Here is a 26,872-nt window from a genome sequence, read left to right on the forward strand (position 1 = left end):
GATAGCGTCTTCGCGCTTGGATGCGGGCGGATGTTTGAAGGTGAGCCTAAACAGTTCTGGGACAGCCTCTCTCGAGATCAAGGCGCTTCCTCCAGAAACCTTGCTGTATTGCGCGCATGAATACACGCAATCAAACGCCGAGTTCGCGGTGCACGCGGACCCAGACAATGAGCAACTCCGGGCCTATGCGTCATGGGTTGTGGATATGCGCAAACAAGGTGAACCGACAGTTCCCGCACAGCTCGAGCGCGAGCTTGCCACAAACCCGTTCCTTCGCGCCGATGACCCTGCTCTGCAAGCACGCTGGGGCGGTGACGCGCCGCATGAGACCTTCGCCGCGATCCGAGCGGGTAAGGACAACTTCTAAGCCATCATGCAGGCTCTACGCGTCGAGGAACTGACACCGGACCTTTCGGGCGTCCATCTGGTCGACATGCCAGAACCCACTCATGCGCCCGGCGAGGTGCTAGTACGAGTTCATGCAGCCTCGCTCAACTTCCCAGACCTCTTAATGACCAAGGGCGAGTATCAGTTCAAACCCGAGGTGCCCTTCACCAGCGGCCTTGAAATGGCGGGCGAAGTGATCGAGGCAGACCCGGACAGCGGCTTTGCTCCGGGTGACAAGGTCATCGGAGGCAAGAAAACCGATGCCTTTGCGCAGGTTGCCAGCGTGCCGGCGCGAGGCCTCTCTCCCCTGCCCTCGGGCTTGAGCTACGCGCAGGGCGCGGCAATGGGCGCGGCCTATCAGACCGCCTACACCGGGCTTGTCGAGCTGGGCGCTGTAAGAGCGGGACAATGGGTGCTCGTACACGGTGCGAGCGGGGGCGTTGGCCTTGCCGCGTGTGATCTTGCAAAGGCGATGGGGGCCCATGTGATCGCTGCGACCGGGGTCGAGGCCAAGCACGATGCCATCAACGCAGCAGTCGCGCCCGACGCGGTTATCACAGCTGAAGGCCGCTTTCGCGAACAGGTGAAAGACCTCACCGATGGCAGGCTTTGCGACATTGTATTCGACCCAGTAGGCGGCGATGTGTTCGACGAATCCACCCGCTGTGTGAGCTTTAACGGCAAACTTATGGTGGTGGGCTTCACCAGTGGGCGCATCGCTGAGATTGCGACCAATATTCCCCTCATCAAGGGGTTCAGCGTCATGGGCCTTCGCGCTGGCGAATACTCGCGGCGATTCCCTGAGCGGGGTAAGGCCATCACAGAAGCTATCGCCAAGCTAGCGGCGTCTGGGCAAATCACCCCCACAATCGATCGGACCCTTCCCCTATCCCGCTGGCGCGAGGGCTTTGACGCCATGGCGGCACGTGAATTGGTGGGCAAAGTGGTGTTTACGATGTGATTTCCTGCGAAAGCAGGGTCCATCTCCAGAGGCCGGTTGATGGGCTCCTGCCTTCGCAGGAGCGCACAGCAAATTAAAGCGAGCCGATGACCTCGTCCGCCAAGGCCTTGTCCGCCTCTGCGCTGTGCTTATCAGCAATCAACGCACGCGATGCGACAGCGGCTGCATCAACAGCAGCAGTGCGAACGCCGGCAACCGCGTCACGTTCAGCAGCGGCAATCTTGTCTTCCGCCATACGCTTACGGCGGGCAACCATTGCTTCACTGTCAGCTTCCGCCTTCGCGAGGATGGCGTCGGCTTCGCGCTGAGCGCCTTCCATCATGGCTTCGGCGTCTTTTTCAGCGCCAGCGATCTTGGCTGCATACTCATCGCGCAGCTTCTCAGCTTCTGCACGAAGGTCTTTCGCCTCGTCGAGCTGCTTCTTGATCTCTTCGATCTTGCCATCGAGACCGCCGGTGATGAGGCCGGGGACTTTCTTCCAGACAAAGACGCCGATCAGGATAAGCATCGCAAGCGACACCCACTGATATGAATCCACACCGAAAGCCGATGGGCCATCGCCCAAAAGGAGAAGAGGAAGATTAGCCATTGGCAAGAGCCTTCTTCACAGCCGAGCGCGCTGAACGCTTATCGACTTTGGTGCCTGCAAGACGCGAGACGATGTCTTGGGTCGCTTCAAGAGCAACGTCCTCAACCTCAGCCATGGCGCTCGTGCGCGCAGCTTCGATATCGGCTTCAGCCTTTTCAAGCTTGGTATCAAGACGCTTTTGCGCCGCCGCGAGCTTCTTCTCAGACGCCGCTGCCGCCTTTGCTTTCGCCTCAGCGATGAGCGACTGAGCCTGCGCACGGTTTGCGTTCTCACGCTCGCGCCATGCCTCTTCTTGTTCGTCAGCTGCATCACGTGCGCCTTGCGCCGCGGCAAGATCGTCTGCGATCTGCTTGTCACGCATTCCGACGGTTTCCATCACTTTGGGGACCATGCCCCGCCCGATCAGGAAGAATGTGATGCCGAAGAAAATCAGCGCCCAGAAAACTTGGCTGGACCAGATTTCGGCAAGTTGAGCAATTTGAGGCATAGGTGATGGCTCAGAGCGAAAAGAGAATTGGGACGTTTGAGCAGCCCCGCTGAGATATTCTCAGCAGGGCCGCGCAAACAGATTTAGGCAGCTGGGTTGGCGAAGATCAGGATCATCGCAACAACGAACGCCAGAAGGCCGAGAAGTTCAGCTGCGGCGAAGCCGATGAAGAGGCGGCCTTGCTGACCGTCTGCGGCACCTGGGTTACGAAGCGCGCTCTCAAGGAACGAGCCGAAGACGTTACCAACGCCAATCGCTGCCATGCCGGCACCGATAGCTGCGAGACCTGCACCGATAAGGGCTGCTGAAATAGGATCCATTGTGAAAACTCCTTGGAAGATCAAAAAAAGCGTAAAATCAATTCGATTGAAACGGTTGTAAAAACTTTAGTGGAGGTGCTCAGCGTCGTTGATGTAAAGCGACGTAAGCAGAGCAAAGACGTATGCTTGAATACCAGCGACGAGGATCTCAAGCGCGCTGATCGCGACCATGAGAACAAAGCTCGGCATAGCGACCATAAGGCCGGTGCCTACCCCGCCGTTCATCCCATCGATGACAAAGCTGGAGAGCACTTTCAAAAGGACGTGCCCCGCCATCATCGCCACAAACAAACGCAGCGCGAGGCTGAACGGGCGGATGAGGAATGAGAACAGCTCGATCACGAAGATCGCCGGGATCATCACCGCTGGCGTACCGTGCGGCACAAACAGCGTGAAGAACTTGATGCCGTGCTTCCAAAAACCGACGATCAGCACAATCGAGAAGCTGATCGCGGCGAGCACACCGGTGACGGTAAAGTGGCTGGTAAAGGTAAAGGCGTGGACGCCCGGAATAATGCCAACGGGGACGAGGCCCAAAAGGTTGGCGAAGAGGATGAACATGAACAGGCTAAAGACATAAGGCACATATTTGCGCCCCTCTTTGCCAATATTCGCCTCAAGCATATCGTCGATAAAGCCGGTGAAGGTTTCGACTGCCATCTGCCAGCGACCGGGCACAAGCTCACGCTTCATGCCGCCTGCGACAAACACCCAGATAAGGACGACAGTGATGGCCATCCACAATGCGGAGTTGGTGAACGCGATGTTGAAGCCAGAGATTTCCCAGCCAGAGCCGAAGAGAGGCTCAACCTGGAACTGCTTCATCGGATCGACTTTGCCAGTGTCGGCTGCCACGATCTCTTGTATCCCTAAAACTGTCAAAACGCTCAACGCGGGCTAGGTTTGGTCCTCGCCACCGTCATCGCTTTGCGTGTTTGCTGCGCGAATAATGTTCCTGAAGGCAACGCCAATCCCGAAGAACAGCCCAACCAACAGACCCCAAGGCAGCGTATCGAAGACCCAATCAAAGAGCCATCCCATGACACTGCCCCCAAAGACCCCGCCGAGCAGATCAGCCAGTACCCGGTTGCCGCTGCGATAGTTCGCATCGACCCCTTTGACCTTTGGCTGAGTGCGGTCCTCTTCGCGGCTCTTGGCGGCCTTAAGCCGCGCTTCGAGCGCATCAATTCGCGCATCTTCAACGATGGGTTCTCTTAGCGGTTTTTCGTCGCTCATGCTTGCGTCCTTTAAGGGATGCGAATGCGCGAGCTCAGAAAGGTGCCCGCCAAGGGCGTGTGCCCCCTAGAAGAGGGCGATTCTTGAGTCAATGGTAGTGTGATTGGTTTTCCGCGTACCCATCCCGGTACGCGTCCTCGCTTGACGTCCTCCCCCCGGATCAAGTCCGGGGTCCGGACCCGCTGCGGGCGGCCAGTCAGCCTTGCAACGCTAGGCGTTGTCCTAGCTCTTGAAGCTGCCGGTCACCTATTGCGGGCAAATCGGCAGGCGTTCGGGCGGCGCGGCGGTGCGGGTTTTCCACGATCCGTCGGGGGCCTGATACTTTTCGCCTGGCACAGTTCGAGCAATCGCCTGACACCCGGAAGTGGTCGCATACTGCTCAACCGTCGCGTTATTCTGCTGTGCCTTTTGGGTGTAGACCGCTCGGCGTTTGATATTGATATTGTTCACAAGGCTCTGAAGATCAGGCGTCGCTGCGCCCACTACGCCCAAATAGCCATCAATCTGCTCACCCACGCTGCCATTGGCGCGCGCGGCGGCATAGGCTGGGTCGCGCTGCGCTGCTGCTGGGCTGGCAAATCCGGTCAGGACGACAGCGCCTGCAACAGCGGCCAGCATTGTTTTGCGCATAATGGTCATTTCACTTCCTCCTATCTTCGGCAGCGGCTTAATCGCCAGCATCAGAAGATATCTGCATTCTCTTCAATCGTATTCTCGGCATCCTCTGCCAAGCGATACAAAACTTCGGCCTGGATATTGATGTTAAGCTCAATCACTATCGGCTCTTCAGGAGCCGCCACATTAATGCACCCGCAAAGCCCCAAAAGCGCGAGACTCAAAAGCCCAGCATTCAACATCATTCGATCCATTTTCGCTCCCCGACCGACTATGTGCTTGTGTGTGGCACCCCCGGTCAGAGAGGTCAATTTCACATGTGTCATAGCTCGTCATCGCTTTCTGCAGGTTGAACGACAGGTTCATTGCGGCGTTCAGCTTCGCCGGGATTGGGTACTGGAGATGGTGCTGGCGCCGGTCCGTTTAGGGGCTGGAACACCCCGATGCCCAGCTGTTGGCGCGCATCCTCGCGGTCAAAGATACTGGGATCGAAAAAGCCACGAACCACCTGTGTCAGCTGGTAGAAGTTTTCCGAGCGCACATTGATTTTGAACCGGATGGGCAGGTCAGCAAGCTGGCGGGTGATGAAATTCTGGCTCGTTCCCTCGCCTTGCCGCACGCCATCAATATTGAAATTGGTGACGATCTCACCCGCCAGATTGCCGTTCAGCTCAATGCTCATCTGATTGTAATCGAGCGAGCGAAGCGTCTGAAACGCATAATTGGCCATGGTGCCAAGGTCTTCGTAGCTGAGCTCTCCAACGTACGAAACATTGCCACCCGGTGGTCGCGAGATTAGCAAGCCGCCTTGGATCGTACCATTGCCTTGAGCGTCAAAGATGATCGGAATAGTCCCATCAAACTTGCCGCTCGCACCAAGATTGGTGAGCTCCATTTGCGTGACAAATGCCGCCGCATCGAGCCCGACGAGTTCAAAAATATAGCTTTGCCCCTGCCCGCCGCCGTAATCGAGCACCACAGGCCTAAGGATCAACTCCCCGCCCATAAAGGGCCAGCGCCCGTCCTCAAGCGTGATCAAAGTGCCGTCTTTTATCGAGTAGACAATCCTTCCGCCAAGCGCCTCAATCCCTGGATTGACCGAGGCGATGGTGGCGACTTGTGAGGGCGCGGTGGTCATGCCGAGGAGATCGGTGAACTCGATCTCTCCCTTGACCCCCTGCACAGGGCCAAAGGCGGCTGCGAAGTCAAACCGGTCGGTGGCGAATTTGCCCGAGCTTGTGAGCTGATCGCCGTCCCATTCGACGACGCCTTGTCCGGTGATGACGCCATCAGCAAAGGCGATGAGGCTCTGTGTAAGGGGTGTTAGCTCTTCAGGCTGAAACCCTGCGTCAAAGCCGAGGCCCGGTACTGTGATGTCCGCCCTTCCCTTGGCCGCGTTGAGATCGTGACGAATGGCAACTTCAGCAATCCCGCGCGAGGTTAGAGGGTGAAACAGGTCCGCGTTTGCCCTAATAACGCCGTCTTGGAGGATCAGCGACGCATCCTCAGCGCCAAGCGGTTCGATCCGTTTTTGTACGCCCGCTGCGACGCGTTCGGTGAGGATGAAGGCAGCCTGATCGACCAACAGCACACTGTCCGCAAAGCTCCATGTTCCGCTTATCTCCGAAAGATCAAGCGGGACGATGTCTAGAGCAGCACTCGCCCCCTCGAATGTTCCGCTAAGGCTATCCTCGAAGTTTGCATTGAGCGTTCCCGCAGTAAACCGCACGGCATTGTCATCTGCGCCAATCTGCGCGGACAGCGCCTCGAGGCTTGATGCGCCGGGATAGCGCAAAGTAGCGCTGCTCGCCGCCACTTGGACAGGGCTCTCTCCTAGGTTCCCGGCAAGCGCAACATCGCTGAGTCTGGCGGAAATTTGAAGCGTGTCGGTGTAGCGCACAATCGCTCCGCCTTCGGGGCATAGCGCGAAGGTTTGGGGCGCAAGACCGAGATTATATGCCTCGAGCCCTGCAATCTTGGCATCAAGACACTCAGTGCCCAGCGCCAGGCCAGTGCGAGGCGAATATCCCCCTCAATCGGCATCTCGAGGCCCCGCATATTCCCGCCGGGAATAGGACCTTGCGCGCGTGCAATGCCAGTAAAGCGCACCGCACCATCTCGACTTTGCCGCGCCTCAAGCCTGGGAATTGCAATCGCGCTCCCTCCATCGCGGTACTCAGCCATGGTCATCCGCGCAGAGATATCGCCATTCGAGGTCGGCTGAAGCCTTGCGTTGATCCGTGGCAGGTCTGCGCCGCCTGTCAGAATATTGGCGGTGAGCCGCTCAGGTGTGCCCTCGCTCACCGTGTTGTAACTCAACCTCGACAAAGCAATAAGTGTGTCGCCATCGGATCCGCGCAGCCTTGCTTCGGGAACAACAAAACGCACGCTATCCGCATCGGTGCGAAGGGAAACATCACCTGCAAACACGCTACCTTTTGAAGCACTTGCAAAACCTCGCTCCAATCTGCGCAAGAGATTGCCAACAAATGTGCCCGCGGCGGCTTGTCTTGCGCTAGCCAAGCCGCCTTCGCCCATCAACGCATCAACACCAATATCCTTGCCCGAAACCCTCGATGTCCATTCATTGCGGGCAAAGCTTGCGGTGCTGCGCAAAGTGCCCTCAGCGCCAAGGGTTCCAGCATTGCCATAAGGCGTGCGCAAGTTTTCCCCGGTAAGATCGTGGCGAAGGCTGAGTTCCCCATCAAAAGCCCAGGCAATATTCGCATTGCCGCCAAGCTTTGCGAGTTCTATCGCGCCCGATCCAAGCGAGGAAGAGGAGAGCGCCAAATCCCCCTCAACCGACCCAAAATCGCTGGCTAGTGTCAGGTTCGCCCCAATATCGGCGGCCTCCACCCGGCTGCCCTCGCACTCCACACCGCGAAGCCGCACAGGACCATCGAAACCAAGCTGGCCATCGACGCTCGTAAGATCGCCATAAAGCGTCGCCTCCTTCGCACCGCAGCCCTCCACGCCAATCCCCGGAGCGGTTGCAGCAAGCTTGCCCGCAAAGCCATCATCGAGCCTGCCAGCGCCATCGATCTTCGCACCGATGCGGCCATAATCGCTCTCGATAAGAGCGCGGCCATCCACGACCCTCACATCAAGCGCGGGTAGCCCCGCAGGCTCCTCACTTTCGGCAAAAAGCAGCGGGTCAAGACTGCCAAAACTAAGCTCGCCGTCTTTGAAGGTCCCGAAAAGCCTAGGTTTTTCCAAAGAGACCCGGCCGATCTCTGGCGGCCCATAGGTGTAGGCAATATCAAGTATCACCCGTTCGGCAGTAAAATCGGGTGCTTCCGGGTCACCTACCACCAGGTCGGTGATAATCTGCCGCTGCGTTCCGATATTTTCAATTTCATAGGAAGCCTCAAGACCATTCTTGTTGAGAGCATCGTTAATGAAATCGGCCGCAATTTGTTCGCGGTTGAACCATGCTGCTGCTGCCACAAGCGCAAATAGGACGGCAAGCACAAGGCTTACCCGCCAACGCCATCGCTCGGGCCACATTCGCCAAGCTCTGGTCTTCTCGGGACCCAAATCGGGTAAGTCTGTGTCGGGTTTGACCTCGGCCATCACACTCATAACTTGCGCGTCTGGCTCCTAAAGGCAATGATGCAAGGCGTTAAACCAGTGCGAGAAATAAGATTGCCCCAATCTGAAGACGCATTTGACTTTGGTGAAAACGGTGCAGGCAAGCCTGTACCTCCCGCCGATGCGCTTAAAAGCGACACATCGACAAGCGATTCTGGAAAACATGCTGGAGCCGGTCACAGGGAGCGTTTGAGAGAAAGGCTGCTCAAAGGCGGCGCAGAGGCGCTTGCTGACTATGAGGTGCTGGAGTACCTTCTTTTTGCAGCCATTAAACAAGGCGATACGAAGCCGATCGCCAAAGCGCTGCTTGCACAATTTGGCTCACTTGCGGGCGTTCTAAACGCTGATCCTTCAGCGCTTCAGCGGACAAAGGGCGTTGGAAAGACGAGCGCGGCTGCGCTCAAAAGCGTAGCGGTCGCAGCAAGACGAATGGCGAGAAGCGAGGTCAGCGAGAAACCCCTCCTCAGTTCTTGGCAAGCGCTTTTAGACTACCTTTCTATCGATATGGCCCATTTGACAGTCGAGCGAGTGCGCGTGCTCTATCTCGACACAAAAAACCGACTTATCGATGACCATCATGTTGGTGATGGTTCGATCGATGAAGCCTCCATTCACCCACGCGAGGTGATCCGACGGGCCATGGATGTGGGCGCCGCTGCTCTTATACTTGTCCACAACCACCCGTCAGGCAGCCCTGAGCCAAGCCGAGCCGATATACAAATCACTCATAAGATCGCAGAAGCGGGACGGCTGCTTGGCGTAACGCTTCATGATCATGTCATTATTGGGCGCGAAGGACATGTGAGTCTGCGCGCAAAAGGATTGATCTAAGGCTGCCTTGATCGTTTTTCCGACGCACCGATTACAAATCACCGCTTAGAAATCGCCGATCAAAGATCAAAACCCCATTTGCGGTATTGTGCAGCGACATCAGGCGAGCGAGCCAGCGCCTCAGAGATATCAGCTTGCCCCTCTTTATCGCCGAGCTCCAGCTTGATGAAACCGCGCAGCAAAAGGGAGGCAGACAACTCAGGCCTTAATTCGAGCGCGGCTTCGATGTCTTTAAGCGCTTCTTCAAACATACCGAGACGATAATAAGCCATCGCTCGGCTATCCATAGCATTGGCAGTGCCACCGACTTCGACCGCGCGAGTGCACACCTCGGCAGCGTTGCCAAGATCAACCTTCCAAACGCCCATGTACCAGCATTTGTTATTGAGAAGACCGGAGTCGTTAGGATCATCGGCCAAGAGTGAATTGTGCCTATCGAGACCCTCTTGGTCCCTCCCCTGCATGCCGTCAGCGTGCGCCATCCAATACGCAAGACTGCGACGCATCTCTTCATCGCCGTCTTCAAACTCAATCGCAGCGCGCGCGCCTTTTGCATCGCCCATGTCGAGCAAAATGGAAGCTAAATCTATTGCTCGGCCTGGGGTGGGGTCGAGAGCGTAAGCCTCTTCCAAGTCAGCTTTAGCAGAAGGATAATCGAGCAATTGCTTCTTCACAGTTGCTCTTTGTGAGTAATATTCTGCAGTGCCCTCTATCTCGATAACCTTGTCCATGTCGGCAAGAGAACCGGCAAAATCAAACGTGTCATAGCGGAAGGCTGCGCGCGTCAGATAGGGATTTGCTTTCTCCGGATCAAACTCGACCAATCTTGCATAAGCGGCATCAAGCGCTGCCAGCTCTGAGCGATCTTTGCTTTGCGCGAACCGCCACAAACGCGGTGTGTCTTTCGGCGCTACAAGTTTGAGTTCATTACGCGCAAAGCTCATGACCTTGCGGCGTTCGGCAAGCACTTGCGAAGGGGCGATTTCACCCCCTGTTGCCGAGAAAGTTTCGGAGTAGTTGAAGAAATCGCCGTCCAGGTCTGCTGTGCGTTCAACCCGGCGTCCAGCAGCCTGCGCTTCGATCTCTTTCTCACCGATCATCTCATAGCTTCTAGGATCATCGGGCAGGGTCAATTGAAGGGCGACTTGAGCTGCAAATGGCCCATCAACCATGACAGGTACGTCGCGCCAGTCGCGCCGAGAGCGATCAGGTGAAAACTGAAAGTCAGTTATCACACCTTCACCTCCGAATTCTCCGCGACCATTTTCAAAAACAAAAGAAGCAGGCACAATGCCTTCGAAAACCATGAAGGCTTCACTATTGGTTTTGCCCTTGATGAATTCGACATCAATCAAATCCATTTTCGAAGACCCATTACGGGCCATTCGGCGCTTCATATCGTCAGTAAGTTGATCAGCAGCCGCGTTGATTTGAGCAGCCGAGGCACCGAGCAACTTCATTTCAAAAGTTGCAAGGCCCGGCAAATCTGCACCAGCTGACGAATCGACCCGCATTACCATCGTCATTTCTGGCACACGAGGTAGCACTTGAACGATTGGCTCCAGCTCCGCGCCTGCAGCACGGATGGGCAGCGCGAATTGGAAACCCGGTACATTTCCAGCAAGAGCAACGCTTGCCCCCGCAGACGTCCCGTCGAGATAATATAGCTGGCCATCGATAGTTGCTCGTACGAGCACATGGTCAAAAGCCCCTGGAATAGGGAGCGAAACTTGAGCCGCGTCACCTGCATCAATGTCGACCAAAACCGGTTCAGCCTCAATCCCAAGGTGGTCAAGTAATGCCAGCAAGATCAGAGTCTTGGCCTTGCAATCGCCATACTTCTTATCCCAAGTGGTTGCGACGTCTTGGGGAATATAGTTTCCACCATCCAATCCGTTCAGCAGGTAGCGGACTTCGCTTTGAACAAGATCAAGGGCAGCAACGGCTTGCTCAAGCTGCGTGCTTTTTTCAGCGCGGATCGCGTCAGTTCGCGAAATCAGCTCATCTAAGCCTGAAAGGGCATCGTCTACATTGTAGTGAGGATGCATCGTGGCTGAGACCTCAGACCAATCAGCAAACGTGCCCACCTGAAGAAATGCAGGGCGCCGAAAGCGTGAGGGCGCATCGTATGGCATATCCTTCGCCTCTGGCAATGGAAGCGAAACATTGAGCCACTCATAATCTGATCGCGATTGTACAGGGCCCAATTCGGCCTGCGGCCAAGCTTTGTAGGTCACATCTAGAGCTTTGGGCCAAGACACAAGAACGCGCGCAAAATCGGCGCTTTTGTCGGGCTCCCGCCAAAGATAAGACTGACTTTGCACCTCATTCCCGAGCGCCTGATCAGAAAGAGTGGTCGAATAGCTAACGCGTAGCTCATCACCAATTTGCAGGCCGGGTACGAACAACGTTGCGGTCAAAGATCCGTCGATAACAGCCTGTTCTAGCCGGCGTTCACGACGAAGAACTTCAAATTTCTCTCCACCTTCAAGGACATCGATAAACTCTCCATCGCGCAAGACGGCAACATCATGAATAATCAGATCGCCTTTGTCCGGATACCAAACCGCTTGGACGGTACCCGCCTTGGTCAATTGCTGAGCACCTGCGATACGGATGACCTCATCGACATACTGCCAATGACGGCCTTCCTCGATCCGGATTTGGGTATCATCGACCACAACAGTCTTTGAAATATCCCGATCAAGCTGTGAGAGGTCGACCCGTTCCACCCATTCTGGCGCAGGCTGATAAAGAGGGGTATCTCCGGCAAGAACCGCAGAAGACCAGCCCAAAGCGAGAAGTGGCATTGAGCACAAAGCTGTAGAAAGTCGCATTAAGAATCCCTGTGTTGCGGCTATTTATAAATAAACCACCACCGAGTTCTAGACTTTTTCGACTTGGCTTTAAATCAACTCAAAGTCCCTCACTAAGACCCTGCCTTACCTGTTATCAGGCGGACCCCTGAATGCTTGGCAAAAAAGCTCCATGCCCAGTTGACCAAGACTGTCACCTGATTTCTTGCGCCGGTAAGGAAGCCAACGTGGACGACGCCCCATAGCCACCACGCGATCGCCCCAGACAGCTTAAAAGCTCCAAAATCGGCAACGGCGGATTTGCGGCCAATCGTGGCGAGGCTCCCCTGGTGTTTATAGACAAAGGGTCCGGGGCATTCCTTATCGAGCAATTCTGCCTCGATCACGCGGCTGACATAAGCGCCCGCTTGTTTGGCGGCAGGAGCCAAGCCGGGGACAGGTTTGCCATCCCACGCCGTGCTGCCAGCGGTGTCGCCAATGGCAAAGATGTTTGCGAACGGTTCGCCTTCGCTATCCAAAACGCGGCAAAGGTCATTGACTTCAGCGCGCCCGGCCCGGTCGGATTTGGCGCCAAGCCATGTGGCCGCAGGTGATGCCGCAACACCCGCTGCCCAAAGGACGGTTTCGGTGTCTAATCTGGTGTCATCGCCAATGCATACATGTGTCTCAGCAATCTCGGTCACGCGCCCGCCGGTGCGAATTTCCACGCCAAGGTCTTCCAGAGACTGCGCAGCTTTAGCCGATAGTTCTTCTGGAAACGCGGGAAGGATGCGGTCGCCTGATTGCACAAGGATCACGCGGGCCGAGGCCGGGTCGATTGTTCGAAATTCACGTTCAACGCTTACCTTGGCAAGCTCTGCGATTGCGCCTGCAAGCTCTACGCCTGTGGGGCCAGCGCCTACGATCACGAAAGTAAGGAGGCGCTTGATCCGCTCCTCATCGCCGGAGGCTTCTGCTTCTTCGAACGCGTTGAGGATAGAGGCACGCACGGCAACGCCGTCTTCGATAGTTTTGAGGCCCGGTGCAAACGCGCCCCATTCATCTTTGCCAAAGTAACTGTGCGTCGCCCCGGTCGCCAGAACCAGCCGGTCGTATTGAAGCTCGGCGCCATCCCCGTAGGTTAAGGTTCCGGCTTCCGCATCAATCCCGGTGACCTCACCCTTTAGCACCCGCACATTGCCGTCGCCTTTGAATAGGGATCGGATCGGGGCTGCAATATCAGCAGGGTTCAGCGTCGCTGTTGCGATCTGATAAAGCAGCGGTTGGAACAGATGGTAATTGCGCTTGTCGATCAAAGTGATGCGCACGGGCAAACGCTTGAGGCGCGCGACCGCAGCAAGCCCGCCAAAACCTGCCCCTACCACGACCACGTGAGGCCAGCGGTCCGGGATTTCAGAGTAATCGCGGTCAAACAGGATGTTCTTTTCCAGCCAGCTCAGGATTGCCCTGTCGATAGAGAAAAGCCCCGCACCTTTGGTTTCGTAAATCGCAAGAAAGAGAAGCGGGAACAGCGTCACATTGGGGTGCGCCCCTGCGATCATGAAAGCCGCAATGAGGAAGAACAGCCCGTAAGAGACGATCACCGCGCCAAAGCCTGTGAAGAAGAACCCAGCCACAACGATGGCTAGCCAGTCCGGAAAACCTGAAAATATCGTCACTGGAAGCCATGTCCTGACCGCGATAGAGGGCTCAATGACATCGGCATAGGCAAGGAGGCTCACGCCCATCCATATCCGCAAAGCCGCCATGACGATGGGTGCCAAGTGCTCACGCGACCATTCCCCTGCGATTATTGTAGGTCGTGCGAGCGGGAGTGCAGAAGACTTCAAACCCAAAGCCATAACCCGGTCCAATGAGAACGCACCGGGACCATGGAATATATACCAGATCAGCATCGCGCTGATCATCAGATTGGTTGTTGTAGGGGTATACACCGCCTGGGAGACAATCGTGAGCGCCGCCATGGCCAGCGCGGCTGGCCGGGTGAACAGGCCTGCCAACAGAAGAATGGGCCCAATAAGCTCAATGGCAAGGCCCGTCGCCGCCGCATTGGCAGGGCTCATCCAGCTGACGGGATATTCCTGAGTGGCGAGCAAGAGCGCGGTGTCATAGTCCGCCGCTTTCACAAGCCCGGAGCGCAGGAACCACATAGCGACAAAGAAGCGGATCGCGAGATCGCTGAACGGCCAAAAGGTTTCGGTGCCCTCCAAATACCACTTGGTCCACCGCCTGAATGTAACGCGCAAAAATGGGGGGTAACGCTCTTCTTGCAAGCGCTCGCCAGTCATTAAATCGCTGGTCATTGAAATGTCCTCCTGCCCTGCACTTTCGCGAAGGCTCCCTCTCCGGTTACAGGTGATACAGCAGCTTTGCCTCTTGCCAATAGGCGCAGGTCAGAATAGCCGCGCCTCAAACCAACTCATCCACATCAAAGGACGCCCACCCGATGGTCCCTCGTTACGCCCGCCCTGCCATGACCGCTCTGTGGGAGCCGGAAGCCAAGTTTCGCATCTGGTTCGAGATTGAAGCGCATGCGACGCAAAAGCTTGGCGAAATGGGCGTTGTACCGGAAAGTGCGGGCAAGGCGCTGTGGGATTGGTGGGCGACCAACCCCAAAATCGACGTTGAGGCCATCGATGCGATTGAAGCGGTGACCAAGCACGATGTGATCGCCTTCCTTACATGGGTTGCCGAGCAAGTAGACGAAGCAGGCTACACCGGCGAAGCGCGCTTTATGCACCAAGGTATGACGAGCTCGGACGTGCTCGACACGACGCTCGCGGTGCAATTGGCGCGCGCGACTGACTTGCTCCTTGAGGATATGGACGCGCTTCTCGCCGCAATCAAAACGCGCGCTGAGGAACACAAGTTCACTCCCACAATCGGCCGCAGCCACGGTATTCACGCAGAGCCAGTGACCTTTGGTCTCAAACTCGCGCAGGCCTATGCCGAGTTTGACCGGTGTAAGACCCGCCTAATCGCCGCGCGCGCCGAAATCGCGACTTGCGCAGTGTCGGGTGCGGTCGGAACATTTGCCAATATCGATCCAGAGGTTGAGGCCTATGTGGCGGAGCAACTCGGCCTTGAGATCGAGCCGATCAGCACGCAGGTTATCCCACGCGACCGTCATGCGGCATACTTCGCAACGCTGGCCGTGATCGCAGGCTCAATCGAGCGTCTCGCCGTCGAAGTGCGCCATTTGCAACGCACCGAAGTTTTGGAAGCGGAGGAATTCTTCTCCAAGGGCCAAAAGGGCTCGAGCGCTATGCCGCATAAGCGCAACCCGATCCTGACCGAAAACCTCACCGGCCAAGCGCGCATGATCCGCGCCTATGCCCTGCCTGCGCTCGAAAACGTCGCGCTGTGGCATGAGCGCGATATCTCGCACTCTTCGGTTGAGCGTTTCATCGGGCCTGATGCGACGATTACATTGGACTTTGCCCTCGCCCGCCTCACTGGCGTGGTTGAGAAGCTGCTGGTCTATCCAGAGCGGATGATGTCCAACATGGATAGCATGGGCGGCCTTGTGCATTCACAGCGTGTTCTTCTCGCCCTTACTCAAGCGGGTGTGAGCCGCGAAGACGCCTACCGTCTTGTTCAACGCAATGCGATGAAGGTTTGGGAATCGGGCGGCTCGCTGATGCTGCTTGACCTGCTCAAAGGCGATGAAGAGGTCACAGCGGCGCTCTCCCATGAGCAATTGGAAGAAAAGTTCGACCTCGAATACCACTTCAAACATGTCGAGACGATCTTCGAGCGAGTTTTCGGCTAAGCGCGTCTTACTGGACTTGAGCCCCAAAAGGCCTAGTTTGGACGCTCGGGACGATACGCCCCAAAACGATAAAGAGGGACCTTTTGCCCCATGCAGATAGTGCGCACCATTTTGTGGGTCATATTGGCCTGCGCCATCATGCTCTTTTCATTCCTCAACTGGACCCCGGTTGAGGTGACCTTATGGGACGGCTTGCTGGTCGAAACCAAAGTGCCAGCGCTTGTGATCCTCGCTTTCCTCTTGGGTCTTTTCCCGATGTGGCTGTACCACCGCAGCGTCAAATGGGGCCTTGATCGCCGCATCCGCAGCCTTGAAAACTCGATCAAATCCGCTGCCCTTGCACGCCAACGAGAGGAGCCTGTGGGTAAGCCTGTTGAAAAGCTTGAGGATAAGTCTGAGGACGCACTGAAACCGGTTGAGGGGTCCGCGTCGTGAGCAATCCGGTATTCCTCGCTCTCGACGTTCCGCAAATCGACCCTGCCAAAGCGCTGATTGAAAAGGTCAAAGCGCATATTGGCGGGGTAAAACTGGGCCTTGAATTCTTTTGCGCGCATGGCGGGCACGGCGTCCACGAAATCGCCCATATGGGCCTGCCGATCTTCCTTGATCTCAAGTTTCATGACATCCCCAACACCGTCGCATCCGCGATGATGGCGATACATGTCTACGAGCCCAAAATCGTCACCATCCACGCCAGCGGCGGGCGAGCGATGATGGAAGATGCCAAGGCGGCGGCGGCTGAAGGTTGCAAGGTTGTCGCGGTCACAACGCTGACCAGCATGGACGCCTCTGACCTTGCCGCAACCGGGGTTAGCGGAAGCGCCGAAGATCAGGTGATGCGTCTGGCCGAACTCGCCCATGCATCGGGCCTTGATGGCATCGTGTGTTCGGGACAGGAGGTGGGCAAAGTCCACAAGCAATGGAAAGACGGCTTTTTCGTTGTCCCCGGCCTTCGCCCCGCTGGCTCTGGGGCCGGCGACCAAAAACGTGTCGTCACCCCGCGAAAGGCCCGCGATGATGGCGCAAGCGTCCTCGTAATAGGCCGCCCGATCAGCCGCGCCGAAGACCCCATGGCCGCAGCGCGCGCGATTGAGGCAACGCTGTAAGAAAGCGGCTCTTTCATGGATATCGCCAGCCCCAACCTGCCGTCGCGCGACTTTGACGCATCCGAAGCTTTCTACACAAAGCTGGGCTTTGAGCGCACCTATCGTGACGCGGGCTGGATGATCCTTGAACGCGGATCGGTGCTTCTAGAATTCTTCCCCCACCCCGACCTTGACCCGCTCACCAGCTGGTTCAGCTGCTGCCTTCGCCTTGATGATCTGGGTGGTTTTGTCGAAGCGGTGAAGGCCGCCGGTGTGCCGGTTAAAAACAAAGGCTACCCAAGACTGCTTATGCCTCGGGTTGAGCCAAGCGGTATCACCGTGGGCTATCTCAACGAGATTGATAACAGCCTCATCCGGCTGATCCAGAACGATTGATCGATGAGCATCCAAATCAAGATTTGCGGCCTCACCACTCCTGCCAGCATCACCGCTGCGGCTGACGCTGGTGCGACGCATATCGGGCTCAACTTCTACCCGCCCTCCCCGCGCTATGCCGATGCGCACCTTGCTGCGAAATTGGCCGCCGAGGCTCCCAGCACAGTTCAAAACGTCGGCGTGTTCGTGAACCCGGATGACGAATTTCTTAAGGAGAGCATTGCCGCAGGAAAGCTCGATGCGATCCAATTGCATGGCAGCGAGGATGCGGCGCGCGTTACCGAGGTAAAGGCGCGCTTTGGCCTACCGGTTTGGAAAGTGCTCAGCATTGAAACCGCCCAAGACGTTGCGCGTGCGGACGATTTTTCTGATGCTGCCGATTTCCTCTTATTTGACGCCAAGACGCCAAAGGGTTCTGCGCTTCCTGGCGGCATGGGCCACGGCTTTGATTGGAGCCTTTTGAAGGCGTACAAAGGACCGCTCGAATGGGGGCTTGCAGGCGGCCTTAACTCGGACAACGTCGCAGAGGCGATCCGCGCCACCGGCACCGCTCTAGTGGACACCGCATCTGGCGTTGAAAGCGCACCGGGTATCAAGGACGTGGACAAGATTGCCGCGTTCTGTAAAGCGGCGTTAAACCCCTAACCACACCCGTTCGCCCTGAGCTTGTCGAAGGGCGCTCGCAGACCAATTGGCTGGGTCCGAGGCCGAGAGCAGGCTTCGACAAGCTCAGCCCGAACGGAACTTTGTTTTGAACGACCAACCCAACTCCTTCCGCAATGGGCCCGACGACCGAGGCCACTTCGGCGATTTTGGCGGACGCTATGTCGCTGAAACATTGATGCCGCTGATCCTTGATTTGGAGCGTGAATATCGCGCCGCTCAGCAAGACCCCGCGTTTCAGGCCGAGTTTGACGACCTGATGGAGCATTATGTCGGCCGTCCCTCGCCGCTCTATTATGCCGAACGCCTGACCGAGGAACTGCGCAAAGACGCTGGCGAAGGAATGGGCGCGCAAGTTTGGTTTAAGCGCGATGAGCTCAACCACACCGGCGCGCACAAGATCAACAATTGCATCGGTCAGATCCTGCTTGCGAAGCGCATGGGCAAGACCCGCATTATCGCGGAAACCGGCGCTGGCCAGCACGGGGTTGCCACCGCCACCGTATGCGCACGCTTTGGCCTGCCTTGCGTGATTTACATGGGCGCAGAGGACGTGGCGCGCCAATCGCCCAATGTCTTCCGAATGAAGCTCTTAGGAGCCGAGGTCGTCCCCGTCACCAGCGGCGGCGCGACGCTCAAAGACGCGATGAACGAAGGTCTGCGCGATTGGGTCGCCAATGTGCATGACACTTTCTACATCATCGGCACCGCCGCAGGGCCCCACCCCTACCCCGAACTGGTGCGCAATTTCCAAAGCGTCATCGGCACCGAAGCGCGCGCGCAATTGCTTAGCCGTACTGGTCGCCTTCCCGACCTCCTGATCGCGTGTATTGGCGGGGGCTCAAATGCGCTGGGCCTGTTCCACCCGTTTTTGGACGATGCAGACGTAAAGATGCTCGGCGTGGAAGCGGCAGGACACGGCCTTGATGGCGATGAACACGCAGCAAGCCTGCTTGGAGGCGCTCCCGGCGTGCTCCACGGCAATAAGACCTACCTTCTGCAAGATGCAGACGGCCAAATCACCGAAGGCCACTCGATCTCCGCAGGGCTAGACTACCCCGGCATCGGCCCCGAGCACGCCTGGCTCAAAGACACAGGCCGCGTCGAATACACCGCCGTCACCGATGATGAGGCTTTGGAAGGCTTCCAACTGCTCTGCCGCACCGAGGGGATTATCCCTGCGTTGGAGCCCAGCCACGCCCTCGCCGCTGTTGCCAAGCGCGCACCGCAGATGCACGAGGACGAGATCATCTGCATGAACCTGTGCGGGCGCGGCGATAAGGACATTTTCACGGTTGCTGAAAAGCTTGGGGTGGAGATGTGAAGCCACGCAAGATAGTTGGCGGTCTAGCCCTTGCTGCCTTGGCCATTTCGTCGTTTGTCATCGACCTAGAAGCAGAATCAGTCGGCGTGAGGCTAGCGTTCGGTTCGGCCATACTCGTTGCGATGTTTGCCGCTTTTTATGACCAAAAGAACTACGAGGGACTTGAGGTCGGCTTTAGTCCAAAGCGGGGTGCGATGTACTTCCTCCTAGGCTTTCTTGCCTTCCCTCTTTCACTCGGAGTGAAGGCTGCCTCCGGTGCAGACTTCACAATCGAATCTGCGATCATATTCACCGTACTTGCATCGGTTCTCATTGGTGCGATCGGCACATTCACGGACATTCCAGGTATATGACCCGCCTCCAAAACGCCTTTTCCAAACCCCATGCCGCTTTCGTCGCCTTCATCACCGCTGGCGATGGCGACACGGCTGCCAATCTTGATGCACTCGTCGAGGGCGGCGCTGATGTGATTGAGCTGGGGATGCCCTTCACCGATCCGATGGCCGATGGGCCTGCGATCCAAGCGGCAAACCTGCGCTCGCTTGGCAAAGGCACGACCACCGCCAATGTGCTGCAAATCGCCTATGAGTTCCGTGAGCGTCATCCAGACGTGCCGCTGGTCCTTATGGGCTATGCCAACCCGATGATCCGGCGCGGGCCTGAATGGTTTGCCAAGGCTGCCAAAGGTGCAGGCGTCGACGGCGTTATCTGCGTCGATATTCCGCCAGAAGAGGACGATGCACTGGGCCCGGCTTTGCGCGATGCGGGCATATCGCCCATTCGCCTCGCCACCCCGACCACCGATGCAAAGCGCCTGCCGCAAGTGCTCGAAGGGTCGAGCGGCTTTCTCTATTACGTTTCCGTCGCCGGGGTCACCGGGCTGCAACAGGCCGCGGCAGGCTCCATCGAAGAGGCTGTCGCAGCGCTCAAAGCGGCCACCGATATCCCCGTCGCCGTCGGCTTTGGCGTGCGCGAACCGGCACAAGCCGCAGCCATCGCTGCCCATGCAGACGGGGTTGTCGTAGGGTCAGCCTTTGTTGACTTGGTGGGCGAACATGGCGCAAAGGCTCCGGCAAAGCTAAAAGAGCTGACGGCAAGCATGGTTGAAGCCATCAAGTCGGCTTAAGGGATACAAATATGAGCTGGTTAAACCGCGTCCGCAATTCGCTGGGTTTTGGCGATGAGAAGACGAGCACTGAAAAAGACCTTTGGATCAAATGCTCCAATTGTCAGGAGATGCTGTTTGTCTCCGATTATGAGGAAAACCTCCATGTGTGTCCGAAGTGCGATCACCATGGGCGGATTAACGCGAACACGCGCCTGTCTTTGCTGCTGGATGATGGCTTCGAGGTTTTGCCCATCCCACAAGTCACCGAAGACCCGCTCAAATTCAAAGATTCCAAGAAATATATCGACCGCCTGAAAGCCGCGCGCGCAAAGAGCCCGCATGCCGATGCGTTTGTGACAGGCTCAGGCTCGATCAACGGTCAGGCAGCCGTTGTCGGCGTGCAGGATTTCTCGTTTATGGGCGGCTCGATGGGCATGGCCGTGGGCGAAGCGTTTTGTCAGGGCGCGCAAAAAGCGCTGGACCGCAAATGCGCTTACGTCGTGGTGACAGCGGCGGGCGGTGCGCGCATGCAAGAGGGCATTTTGTCCCTCATGCAGATGCCGCGCGCGACCGTGATGACCCGGCGTTTGAAGGCAGCGGGCCTTCCCTACGTTGTCGTCCTTACCGACCCCACCACGGGCGGCGTGACGGCGAGTTATGCGATGCTCGGCGACATCCATATTGCAGAGCCCGGCTGTTTGATCGGCTTTGCAGGCCAGCGGGTGATCCAAGACACCATTCGCGAGCAATTGCCCGAAGGTTTCCAGCGCGCGGAGTACCTGCACAAGCACGGCATGGTCGATATGGTTGTGCCGCGCAGCGAGCTGAAAGAGCGTTTGGCGACTGTCCTCGACTTCCTTCAGCCGGCAGATGAAGCCGCCTAGACCCCATGGATTTTGGCCGCTCGGATGACCCGCGCGTCCAGGCGCAATTGGACCGTCTAAGCGCGCTTAGCGTTCCGCAAGGCCGCTTGGGGCTTGAGACGATACGCGCTCTGATGGAGCGCCTCGGCAATCCGCATCGCAAACTGCCGCCAGTATTCCATGTCGCAGGCACCAATGGCAAAGGCTCGGTCTGCGCGTTTTTGCGAGCGATGCTTGAGGCCGATGGCAAGCGCGTCCACGTCACCACCTCGCCGCATCTGGTACGCTACAATGAGCGGATCAGGGTCGCGGGAAAGTTGATCGAAGATGGACCGCTGGCGGAATTGCTCGAAGAAGTGCTCGATGCAGGCGAGGATCTTGCGCCAAGCTTTTTCGAAGTTACCATCGCGAGCGCTTTCCTAGCCTTCAGCCGCACGCCAGCCGATGCCTGCGTCGTCGAAGTGGGCCTTGGCGGGCGCTTAGATGCGACCAATGTGCTGGAACCAGAGGCGCTTGCAGCTTGCGGGATTGCGGCGCTTGGGATTGATCACGAGCGGTTTTTGCTCGCACCAGAGGAAGGCGTGCCGGAAGAACCGATGGCGCGGATCGCGTTTGAGAAGGCAGGGATTGCGAAGAGGGGCGTGCCGTTGGTGACGTTGGGCGAGGACGACTACTCCAATGACGCGCTTCGAAGCATTGAACGCGTGGCGGAAGAAAGAGGGGCGATCCACTTCGAAAAGTCGCGGCAATGGGGCGCGACAATCGGCATCAGCCGGAGTGATGTCTATCGCGATGAGGTCGGGAACCGTTTAAGGCTTCCTCACCCGGCATTACGAGGTTCGCACCAAGGCGAAAATGCCGGATTGGCGATTGCTATGCTGCGTCACCAGGACAAAGTGACTGTTTCGGATGATACGATTGGGACTGGGCTTCGCTTCGTCACATGGCCTGCGCGAATGCAGCTTTTGTCCAATGGGCCGCTTATTGCTCTTACCTCTGATCGCAAAGTCTGGCTCGATGGTGGTCACAACTCGAGCGCTGGCGATGCAATTGCCCAATCCATTGATGACCCAATCCACCTCGTGATCGGAATGCTCGACAATAAGGACCCGCGGGCATTGCTCGATCGTTTGGGTGAGAAGATCCAAACTTTGCAAGTGGTTCCAGTGCCCGGTCACGACAGCCACCCTGTGAGCGCCTTTGGTGAAGATGCCGTGGCTCGGAAGGACCTAGAGGATGCCCTGCTCAACGTGGCTGATGACGACTATCCGGTCCTTATCGCGGGCTCGCTCTATCTCGCAGGTGAAGCACTGCGATTGAACGACGAAATCCCGGATTGACAAGATGTTCCGTTCGTCCTGAGCTTGTCGAAGGACGCTCGCAAGGGTGGCTGTGCTTCGACAAGCTCAGCACCAACGGTTGTGTTTAGTCAGGTTTCCCGACCAGCACTCCCCATCGCCTCATCGACAAGGCCTGTGCGCATCATCCACCAGAACAGCGCTATCCCCGGCAAGGCAAGCACAGTGGTCAGCAGGTAGAAGTTCACATAGCCAATCCCCTCTATCAGCCTGCCCGCGGTGGTGCCTGTGAGCAAGCGGCCCACCACGCTCGCGCCTGCGGAGATCAGCGCATATTGCGCGGCCGTGAAGCGCAAATCGCAAAGCGCTGAGAAATAGGCGACGACCACCACTCCGCCATATCCGCTGGCGAAGTTTTCAAACCCAATCGCGCCCGCCATCGCCCAGTTGGAGTGCCCGACCACAGCCAGTCCTGCAAAGCTCACATTGGACACCGCCATCAGGATCAACGCGATCATCACCGAGCGCTTGAGGCCCAATTTCGCGTACAATATCCCGCCGAGGAATATGCCCCCCATATAGGCCCAAAAGCCCAGCCCCACATCGTAAAGCGCGATCTCGTCATTGGTGAAACCAAGGTCATCGAACAGCAGGCGGAAGGTGAGATTGGCGAGCGTATCGCCGATCTTGTGAACGAGGATAAAGGCGAGCACCAACCACGCGCCGTGCCTTCCGAGGAACTCCCGAAAGGGCCCTGCGATGGATTGCCACACGTCGGAAACGCCCTTTTTCGCGATGTTGACGGTGCGCCTTGCGGGCTCTCCCATGATGAGAGCCGTTAGCATGGCGGGGAGCGCGAAGGCGGCGCAGGCGAGATAGCCCGCTGACCAACCGTAACGCGCCGCGACTACCAGTGCGAGCGCCCCTGCCCCGGCTGCTCCGATCCGCCAGCCATATTGGCTCATGCCAGAGCCTGTGCCAAGCTGATCGGGCCGCAAAGTCTCGATCCGGTAGGCGTCGATCACGATGTCGAAGGTAGCCCCTGCAACGCCTACGAGGACGGCGGCGATGATGGTTGCGGTAAGGCTGCTCTGAGGGTCGACCAGCGCCAAGTTTACGACGCTTGCGATCACCAAAACGCCGGAAAACAGCATCCACGAGACCCGCTGCCCCATGCGGCTTATGACCGGCAGGCGCACGCCGTCCACCACCCATGCCCAGAACACTTTCAAATTGTAGACGAGAAAGGCGAGCGTAAAGGCCGTCACCGTCGCCTTGTCGATCCCGTCTTGGGCAAGCCGCGTTGTCAGCGTTGCCCCGATCATTGCGTATGGGAAGCCGGAGGATACGCCTACAAAGAAGGCCGCGAGTGCCTCTTTCTCAAGGTAGGGTTTTATCGTGCCTAACACCTTACCACTCACCGTTCGTCCTGAGCCTGTCGAAGGATGAACCGCGTTAGCGAGCGTGCTTCGACAGGCTCAGCACGAACTGGTGTGGTTTAATGGCTAACTTGCAGGCTGCGCCTCAACATCGTCCGTACCCATCTTGGACTGGCGATACCATTCGGCAAGACACAGCAGTACGGCGAAAAGCCCAATAAAGGTCGTCAGCACAAACACGTCGAAATAGCCCTGGGTCTCTATCATCTCACCCAAGGCCCCGCGCCCCAGCGTGCCCACCAACAGCGTGAGCGAGGAGAGAAGCGCGTATTGAACCGCTGCATATTTCTTCGACACGATGGAGGATAGCCACGCGATATAGGCAGCCCCAGCAATGCCAATCGCCAAATTCTCAAACATGATTGTGAAGGTCAGGCGCGGCAAAGCATCAGAGCCGAAGGGCGCGAAAGTGCTGATAAGCCAAGTGAAACCCGTAAGATCACTTGCCCACTGCATATTCGCCCCGCCCACGGCCATATCGGCGTAGAGCAGATTGGTGAGCGCCGCCATGAGAGCGCCTAAGGTGAGCGTAAGCATCCGCCCCAAACCGGTAAGCATGTATCCCCCCAAGGCAAGCCCAGCGATAATCGCGCCAACACCAAAGAACTTGGAGGCAAAGGCGACCTCATCATTGGTGTAATTGAGCTCACCCAGATAAAACGGATAGGCAAACGTCCCCCAGATCGCATCGCAAATCCGGTAGGTCAGAACGAGCGCCAAGATGAGGATCAAAGGCCAGCCGATGCGGCCTACAAACTCCACCAATGGCGCAAGCAATGCCCGGTAGAGATGGTCGACGGCGCCAGAGGCTCTCACTGTTGCGTCGCCAGCGCCAATTACGTCGTGTGCATCGGCTTTGCGGCGGTGCAGGATGCCAGCAATTGCCGCAGGGACGATGATAGTCGCTGCGATAATGAACGGCCCCATCTTAGCGGTGAACTCGGTTGGATCAGGCCGCCCGCTTTCGTTGAGAGCGAACATGCCAAGCAGCCAGTTGGGATCGAGCGTGAGGAACCCCAAATCAACAACGCCCATCATCGGCACAAACCCGCCAAGCGCGCGGACCATGAAAATGCCAAGGATCGTTAGCGCCCAGACCCAAAGGCCCACAACCGCCCAAAGGAACTTGCGGCGCACTTGCGGGCGCACTTCGCCCACTTGGTAAAGCTCTTCGATCTCGTCATCGCTGGCGTTTGCGACCTTCCCGCGCTCGCTATCGGGCGCGAACAGCCCTGCAAAACCGATCAAAAGGACGCTTGCACCAAAGATCATATAGGTCTCAGGCCAGCCGATCCGCGCCGCGATGATAAGCCCCAATGCGCCGCCGAAAAGCGAGGCGAGGCGAAAGCCCATTTGGTAGATCGTCGAGAGCATATCGAGGGTTGCTTCCTCGTCTGCCACATCGATGCGCCAAGCGTTGATGGCAATGTCCTGCGTCGCGCTGGCAAGAGCGCCAATCCCTGCGAGGAGCGAGAACCAGCCGAGCTGCGTCTTGGGCTCCAGAAGGCTGAGCGTCACAAGGATGATCCCGAGGCTCAGCTGCATCGGCGCGATCCACTGCTTGCGTTTGCCCAGCTTGCGAAGTCCCGGCAAATCGACCTTGTCCACCAAGGGCGACCAGATAAATTGGAAGGCGTAGGCAAGACCGATCAGCGAGAAAACGCCCATCGTCTCCAAATCCACCTCAGCCTCTGACAGCCAAGCGTAAAGCGTCCCTAGGAACAGCGCGAAGGGCAGCCCGCTGGTGAAACCGAAGAGCGCCATATAGGCGGACTTCTTGTTCCGCAGCGCGCGCAGGACTTCGCGAATGCCGGGCTTCTTAGGCTTTTCAGGCTCTGCGGCTTCAGCTGTGGTCACGTCTTGCTTTATCCCTTTTGATTTCATCCCAAGTGTGGGGCATAACTCGCCCGAGGGAAATAGGGAGAGGGCGATGAACGCCGCAACAACGCAAGATTTGCCCAACTTAAGCCCAACCGCGGGCCAACTCGCGCTGGCTGAGAGCATTCGTGGAGGCGAAGCGCGCCGCCCGGTGGATACCATCGGCACAGTCCCGGCCAGCCGTTACACCTGCCCCGATCACTTTGCGCGCGAGAAAGCGGGGCTGTTTGATCAGCTCCCACAGGTGCTCGTCCCCTCAGCGCTGCTCCCCGAACCCGGCATGATGGTGCCGCACGATGACACGGGCCGCCCGCTTCTCATCACGCGCGACAATGACGGCAAGGCGCACGTCTTCCTCAATGTCTGCCAACACCGAGGCACGCGGCTGGTTGAAGGCAAAGACGTGGCTTGCGCCAAACGGATGGTGTGCCCCTATCACGCTTGGACATACAAACTGGACGGCAAGCTCCTCGCTCTGCCCCGCCCTGAAACCTTTCCCGGCCTCGATAAATCAGAGCACAGCCTTGTCGAGCTGCCCTCGCTGGAAACTGGCGGCCTCATTTGGTTTGCGCCAGTCGAAGGCGCCAATTTCACAGACGCTAAAGCGATCAGTGCCGATTTCGACGCTTTTGGAATGGCAAACTTGCACCTCTTCCGCCGCAAAACGCACCAGGTGAAGGGCAATTGGAAGCTCATCATGGATGCGTTTTTGGAGAGCTATCATGTGACGCGCCTCCATGCGAACACCATCGGCCCCTTCTTCAAAGACGGCATCACCAGCGGCGATATCGTCGGCCCGCATATGCGCTCTGCCGTGGGGCGTTTGGAAGAAATGGAGGACGTTGACCTCACCGATATGGCCGCCATGCGCCGGGTGATTACCTTTGCTTATCAACTGTTTCCCGCAACCGTCATCGTGCCCAGCCCCGATTACGTGAACATTATGGTCATCATGCCGAGCGCGCATAACCACACCGTGGTCGAGGACTTTATGCTCATCCCAGAAGAGCCGAAAACTGAGAAGGCTCTCAAGCATTGGGAGAAGAGCTGGAACCTGCTTGATGGCGGCGTTTTTGCATCCGAAGACTTCCGCGCAGCAGAGCTTGGCCAACAAGGTTTGGAAAGCGGCGCGATCAAAGAGCTCACCATGGGAACGCTGGAAAGCGGCATCGTGCGCTTTGATGCGATTGTGCAGGAGCACTTGAGCGCCTAA

General features: G+C 57.5%; 26 protein-coding genes and 1 pseudogene. 14 read left to right on the forward strand and 13 right to left on the reverse strand.

The window, feature by feature from the left end; translation table 11 throughout:
* Positions 1–367, forward strand: a pseudogene (locus tag AC0V61_RS00005) (hydroxyacylglutathione hydrolase C-terminal domain-containing protein); the annotation flags it as partial.
* 6 nt (positions 368–373) lie between these two features.
* The gene (locus AC0V61_RS00010; protein ID WP_486155198.1) at positions 374–1,348 is read left to right on the forward strand and encodes an NADPH:quinone oxidoreductase family protein; all 975 of its coding nucleotides are present in this window, start codon (positions 374–376) and stop codon (positions 1,346–1,348) included.
* A gap of 73 nt (positions 1,349–1,421) precedes the next feature.
* Here the strand turns inward: AC0V61_RS00010 and AC0V61_RS00015 are convergent, their stop codons facing one another.
* The 9 genes from AC0V61_RS00015 to AC0V61_RS00055 all read right to left on the reverse strand — a co-directional run bounded on the left by AC0V61_RS00015 (position 1,422) and on the right by AC0V61_RS00055 (position 8,177).
* A complete protein-coding gene (locus tag AC0V61_RS00015) occupies positions 1,422–1,937 on the reverse strand; it encodes a F0F1 ATP synthase subunit B family protein (protein WP_486155199.1) in 516 nt (171 codons plus the stop codon).
* Positions 1,930–2,424 (reverse strand): F0F1 ATP synthase subunit B family protein, encoded by a 495-nt coding sequence (locus tag AC0V61_RS00020; protein WP_486155200.1) that lies wholly within the window; start codon positions 2,422–2,424, stop codon positions 1,930–1,932. Before AC0V61_RS00020 ends, AC0V61_RS00015 begins: the two co-directional genes overlap by 8 nt.
* An 83-nt stretch (positions 2,425–2,507) precedes the next feature.
* Complete coding sequence (locus AC0V61_RS00025) at positions 2,508–2,744, reverse strand: F0F1 ATP synthase subunit C (protein ID WP_486155201.1); 237 nt, start codon at positions 2,742–2,744, stop codon at positions 2,508–2,510.
* A gap of 66 nt (positions 2,745–2,810) precedes the next feature.
* Positions 2,811–3,599: a F0F1 ATP synthase subunit A gene (locus AC0V61_RS00030; protein ID WP_486155202.1), complete on the reverse strand. Its 789-nt coding sequence runs from the start codon at positions 3,597–3,599 to the stop codon at positions 2,811–2,813.
* A 42-nt stretch (positions 3,600–3,641) separates the two neighbouring features.
* Positions 3,642–3,980, reverse strand: coding sequence for an AtpZ/AtpI family protein (locus AC0V61_RS00035; protein WP_486155203.1), 339 nt, complete (start codon positions 3,978–3,980; stop codon positions 3,642–3,644).
* Between the two features lie 246 nt (positions 3,981–4,226).
* Entirely contained in the window at positions 4,227–4,619 is a 393-nt protein-coding gene (locus AC0V61_RS00040) for a YdbL family probable chaperone protein (RefSeq protein ID WP_486155204.1), read from the reverse strand.
* A 41-nt stretch (positions 4,620–4,660) separates the two neighbouring features.
* Positions 4,661–4,840 carry a YnbE family lipoprotein gene (locus AC0V61_RS00045; protein WP_486159405.1) on the reverse strand — a complete coding sequence of 60 codons (180 nt, stop codon included), beginning with the start codon at positions 4,838–4,840 and terminating at the stop codon, positions 4,661–4,663.
* A 77-nt stretch (positions 4,841–4,917) separates the two neighbouring features.
* Complete coding sequence (locus tag AC0V61_RS00050) at positions 4,918–6,495, reverse strand: intermembrane phospholipid transport protein YdbH family protein (RefSeq protein ID WP_486155205.1); 1,578 nt, start codon at positions 6,493–6,495, stop codon at positions 4,918–4,920.
* Positions 6,429–8,177, reverse strand: a complete 1,749-nt coding sequence (locus AC0V61_RS00055; protein WP_486155206.1) for an intermembrane phospholipid transport protein YdbH family protein — start codon at positions 8,175–8,177, stop codon at positions 6,429–6,431. Before AC0V61_RS00055 ends, AC0V61_RS00050 begins: the two co-directional genes overlap by 67 nt.
* 63 nt (positions 8,178–8,240) lie before the next feature.
* On the opposite strand from AC0V61_RS00055, the gene radC reads away from it, so the two are divergent.
* Positions 8,241–9,017: a RadC family protein gene (gene radC / locus AC0V61_RS00060; RefSeq protein ID WP_486155207.1), complete on the forward strand. Its 777-nt coding sequence runs from the start codon at positions 8,241–8,243 to the stop codon at positions 9,015–9,017.
* 59 nt (positions 9,018–9,076) lie between these two features.
* Here radC and AC0V61_RS00065 read toward each other — a convergent pair whose 3' ends face one another.
* Both AC0V61_RS00065 and AC0V61_RS00070 read right to left on the reverse strand, forming a co-directional pair.
* Positions 9,077–11,854 carry a DUF3857 domain-containing protein gene (locus tag AC0V61_RS00065; protein ID WP_486155208.1) on the reverse strand — a complete coding sequence of 926 codons (2,778 nt, stop codon included), beginning with the start codon at positions 11,852–11,854 and terminating at the stop codon, positions 9,077–9,079.
* A gap of 92 nt (positions 11,855–11,946) precedes the next feature.
* A complete protein-coding gene (locus AC0V61_RS00070) occupies positions 11,947–14,136 on the reverse strand; it encodes an FAD-dependent oxidoreductase (protein ID WP_486155209.1) in 2,190 nt (729 codons plus the stop codon).
* Positions 14,137–14,279: 143 nt separating this feature from the next.
* On the opposite strand from AC0V61_RS00070, the gene purB reads away from it, so the two are divergent.
* The 10 genes from purB (at position 14,280) to AC0V61_RS00120 (ending at position 22,384) form a co-directional block, all read left to right on the forward strand.
* Positions 14,280–15,605 (forward strand): adenylosuccinate lyase, encoded by a 1,326-nt coding sequence (gene purB, locus AC0V61_RS00075; protein WP_486155211.1) that lies wholly within the window; start codon positions 14,280–14,282, stop codon positions 15,603–15,605.
* 90 nt (positions 15,606–15,695) lie between these two features.
* Entirely contained in the window at positions 15,696–16,040 is a 345-nt protein-coding gene (locus AC0V61_RS00080; protein ID WP_486155212.1) for a hypothetical protein, read from the forward strand.
* Positions 16,037–16,711 (forward strand): orotidine-5'-phosphate decarboxylase, encoded by a 675-nt coding sequence (pyrF, locus tag AC0V61_RS00085; RefSeq protein ID WP_486155213.1) that lies wholly within the window; start codon positions 16,037–16,039, stop codon positions 16,709–16,711. The genes AC0V61_RS00080 and pyrF overlap by 4 nt, the downstream gene beginning before the upstream one ends.
* A gap of 15 nt (positions 16,712–16,726) precedes the next feature.
* Positions 16,727–17,086: a bleomycin resistance protein gene (locus AC0V61_RS00090; protein ID WP_486155214.1), complete on the forward strand. Its 360-nt coding sequence runs from the start codon at positions 16,727–16,729 to the stop codon at positions 17,084–17,086.
* A 3-nt stretch (positions 17,087–17,089) separates the two neighbouring features.
* On the forward strand, positions 17,090–17,731 hold the full coding sequence (locus AC0V61_RS00095; RefSeq protein ID WP_486155215.1) for a phosphoribosylanthranilate isomerase: 642 nt from the start codon (positions 17,090–17,092) through the stop codon (positions 17,729–17,731).
* Between the two features lie 106 nt (positions 17,732–17,837).
* Positions 17,838–19,073 (forward strand): tryptophan synthase subunit beta, encoded by a 1,236-nt coding sequence (gene trpB / locus AC0V61_RS00100; protein ID WP_486155216.1) that lies wholly within the window; start codon positions 17,838–17,840, stop codon positions 19,071–19,073.
* Positions 19,070–19,426 carry a hypothetical protein gene (locus tag AC0V61_RS00105; RefSeq protein ID WP_486155217.1) on the forward strand — a complete coding sequence of 119 codons (357 nt, stop codon included), beginning with the start codon at positions 19,070–19,072 and terminating at the stop codon, positions 19,424–19,426. Before trpB ends, AC0V61_RS00105 begins: the two co-directional genes overlap by 4 nt.
* The gene (trpA, locus tag AC0V61_RS00110) at positions 19,423–20,199 is read left to right on the forward strand and encodes a tryptophan synthase subunit alpha (protein WP_486155218.1); all 777 of its coding nucleotides are present in this window, start codon (positions 19,423–19,425) and stop codon (positions 20,197–20,199) included. The genes AC0V61_RS00105 and trpA overlap by 4 nt, the downstream gene beginning before the upstream one ends.
* 11 nt (positions 20,200–20,210) lie before the next feature.
* Positions 20,211–21,065, forward strand: a complete 855-nt coding sequence (gene accD, locus AC0V61_RS00115; protein WP_486155220.1) for an acetyl-CoA carboxylase, carboxyltransferase subunit beta — start codon at positions 20,211–20,213, stop codon at positions 21,063–21,065.
* A gap of 5 nt (positions 21,066–21,070) precedes the next feature.
* Positions 21,071–22,384 carry a bifunctional folylpolyglutamate synthase/dihydrofolate synthase gene (locus tag AC0V61_RS00120; RefSeq protein WP_486155221.1) on the forward strand — a complete coding sequence of 438 codons (1,314 nt, stop codon included), beginning with the start codon at positions 21,071–21,073 and terminating at the stop codon, positions 22,382–22,384.
* An 89-nt stretch (positions 22,385–22,473) separates the two neighbouring features.
* Here AC0V61_RS00120 and AC0V61_RS00125 read toward each other — a convergent pair whose 3' ends face one another.
* Both AC0V61_RS00125 and AC0V61_RS00130 read right to left on the reverse strand, forming a co-directional pair.
* The gene (locus AC0V61_RS00125) at positions 22,474–23,763 is read right to left on the reverse strand and encodes an AmpG family muropeptide MFS transporter (RefSeq protein WP_486155222.1); all 1,290 of its coding nucleotides are present in this window, start codon (positions 23,761–23,763) and stop codon (positions 22,474–22,476) included.
* A gap of 84 nt (positions 23,764–23,847) precedes the next feature.
* Positions 23,848–25,638: an AmpG family muropeptide MFS transporter gene (locus tag AC0V61_RS00130; protein ID WP_486155223.1), complete on the reverse strand. Its 1,791-nt coding sequence runs from the start codon at positions 25,636–25,638 to the stop codon at positions 23,848–23,850.
* Between the two features lie 73 nt (positions 25,639–25,711).
* Here AC0V61_RS00130 and AC0V61_RS00135 point away from each other — a divergent pair, with 73 nt between their 5' ends.
* The gene (locus AC0V61_RS00135) at positions 25,712–26,872 is read left to right on the forward strand and encodes an aromatic ring-hydroxylating oxygenase subunit alpha (protein WP_486155224.1); all 1,161 of its coding nucleotides are present in this window, start codon (positions 25,712–25,714) and stop codon (positions 26,870–26,872) included.

It is taken from the genome of Erythrobacter sp. JB1-4 (genome assembly GCF_057365025.1).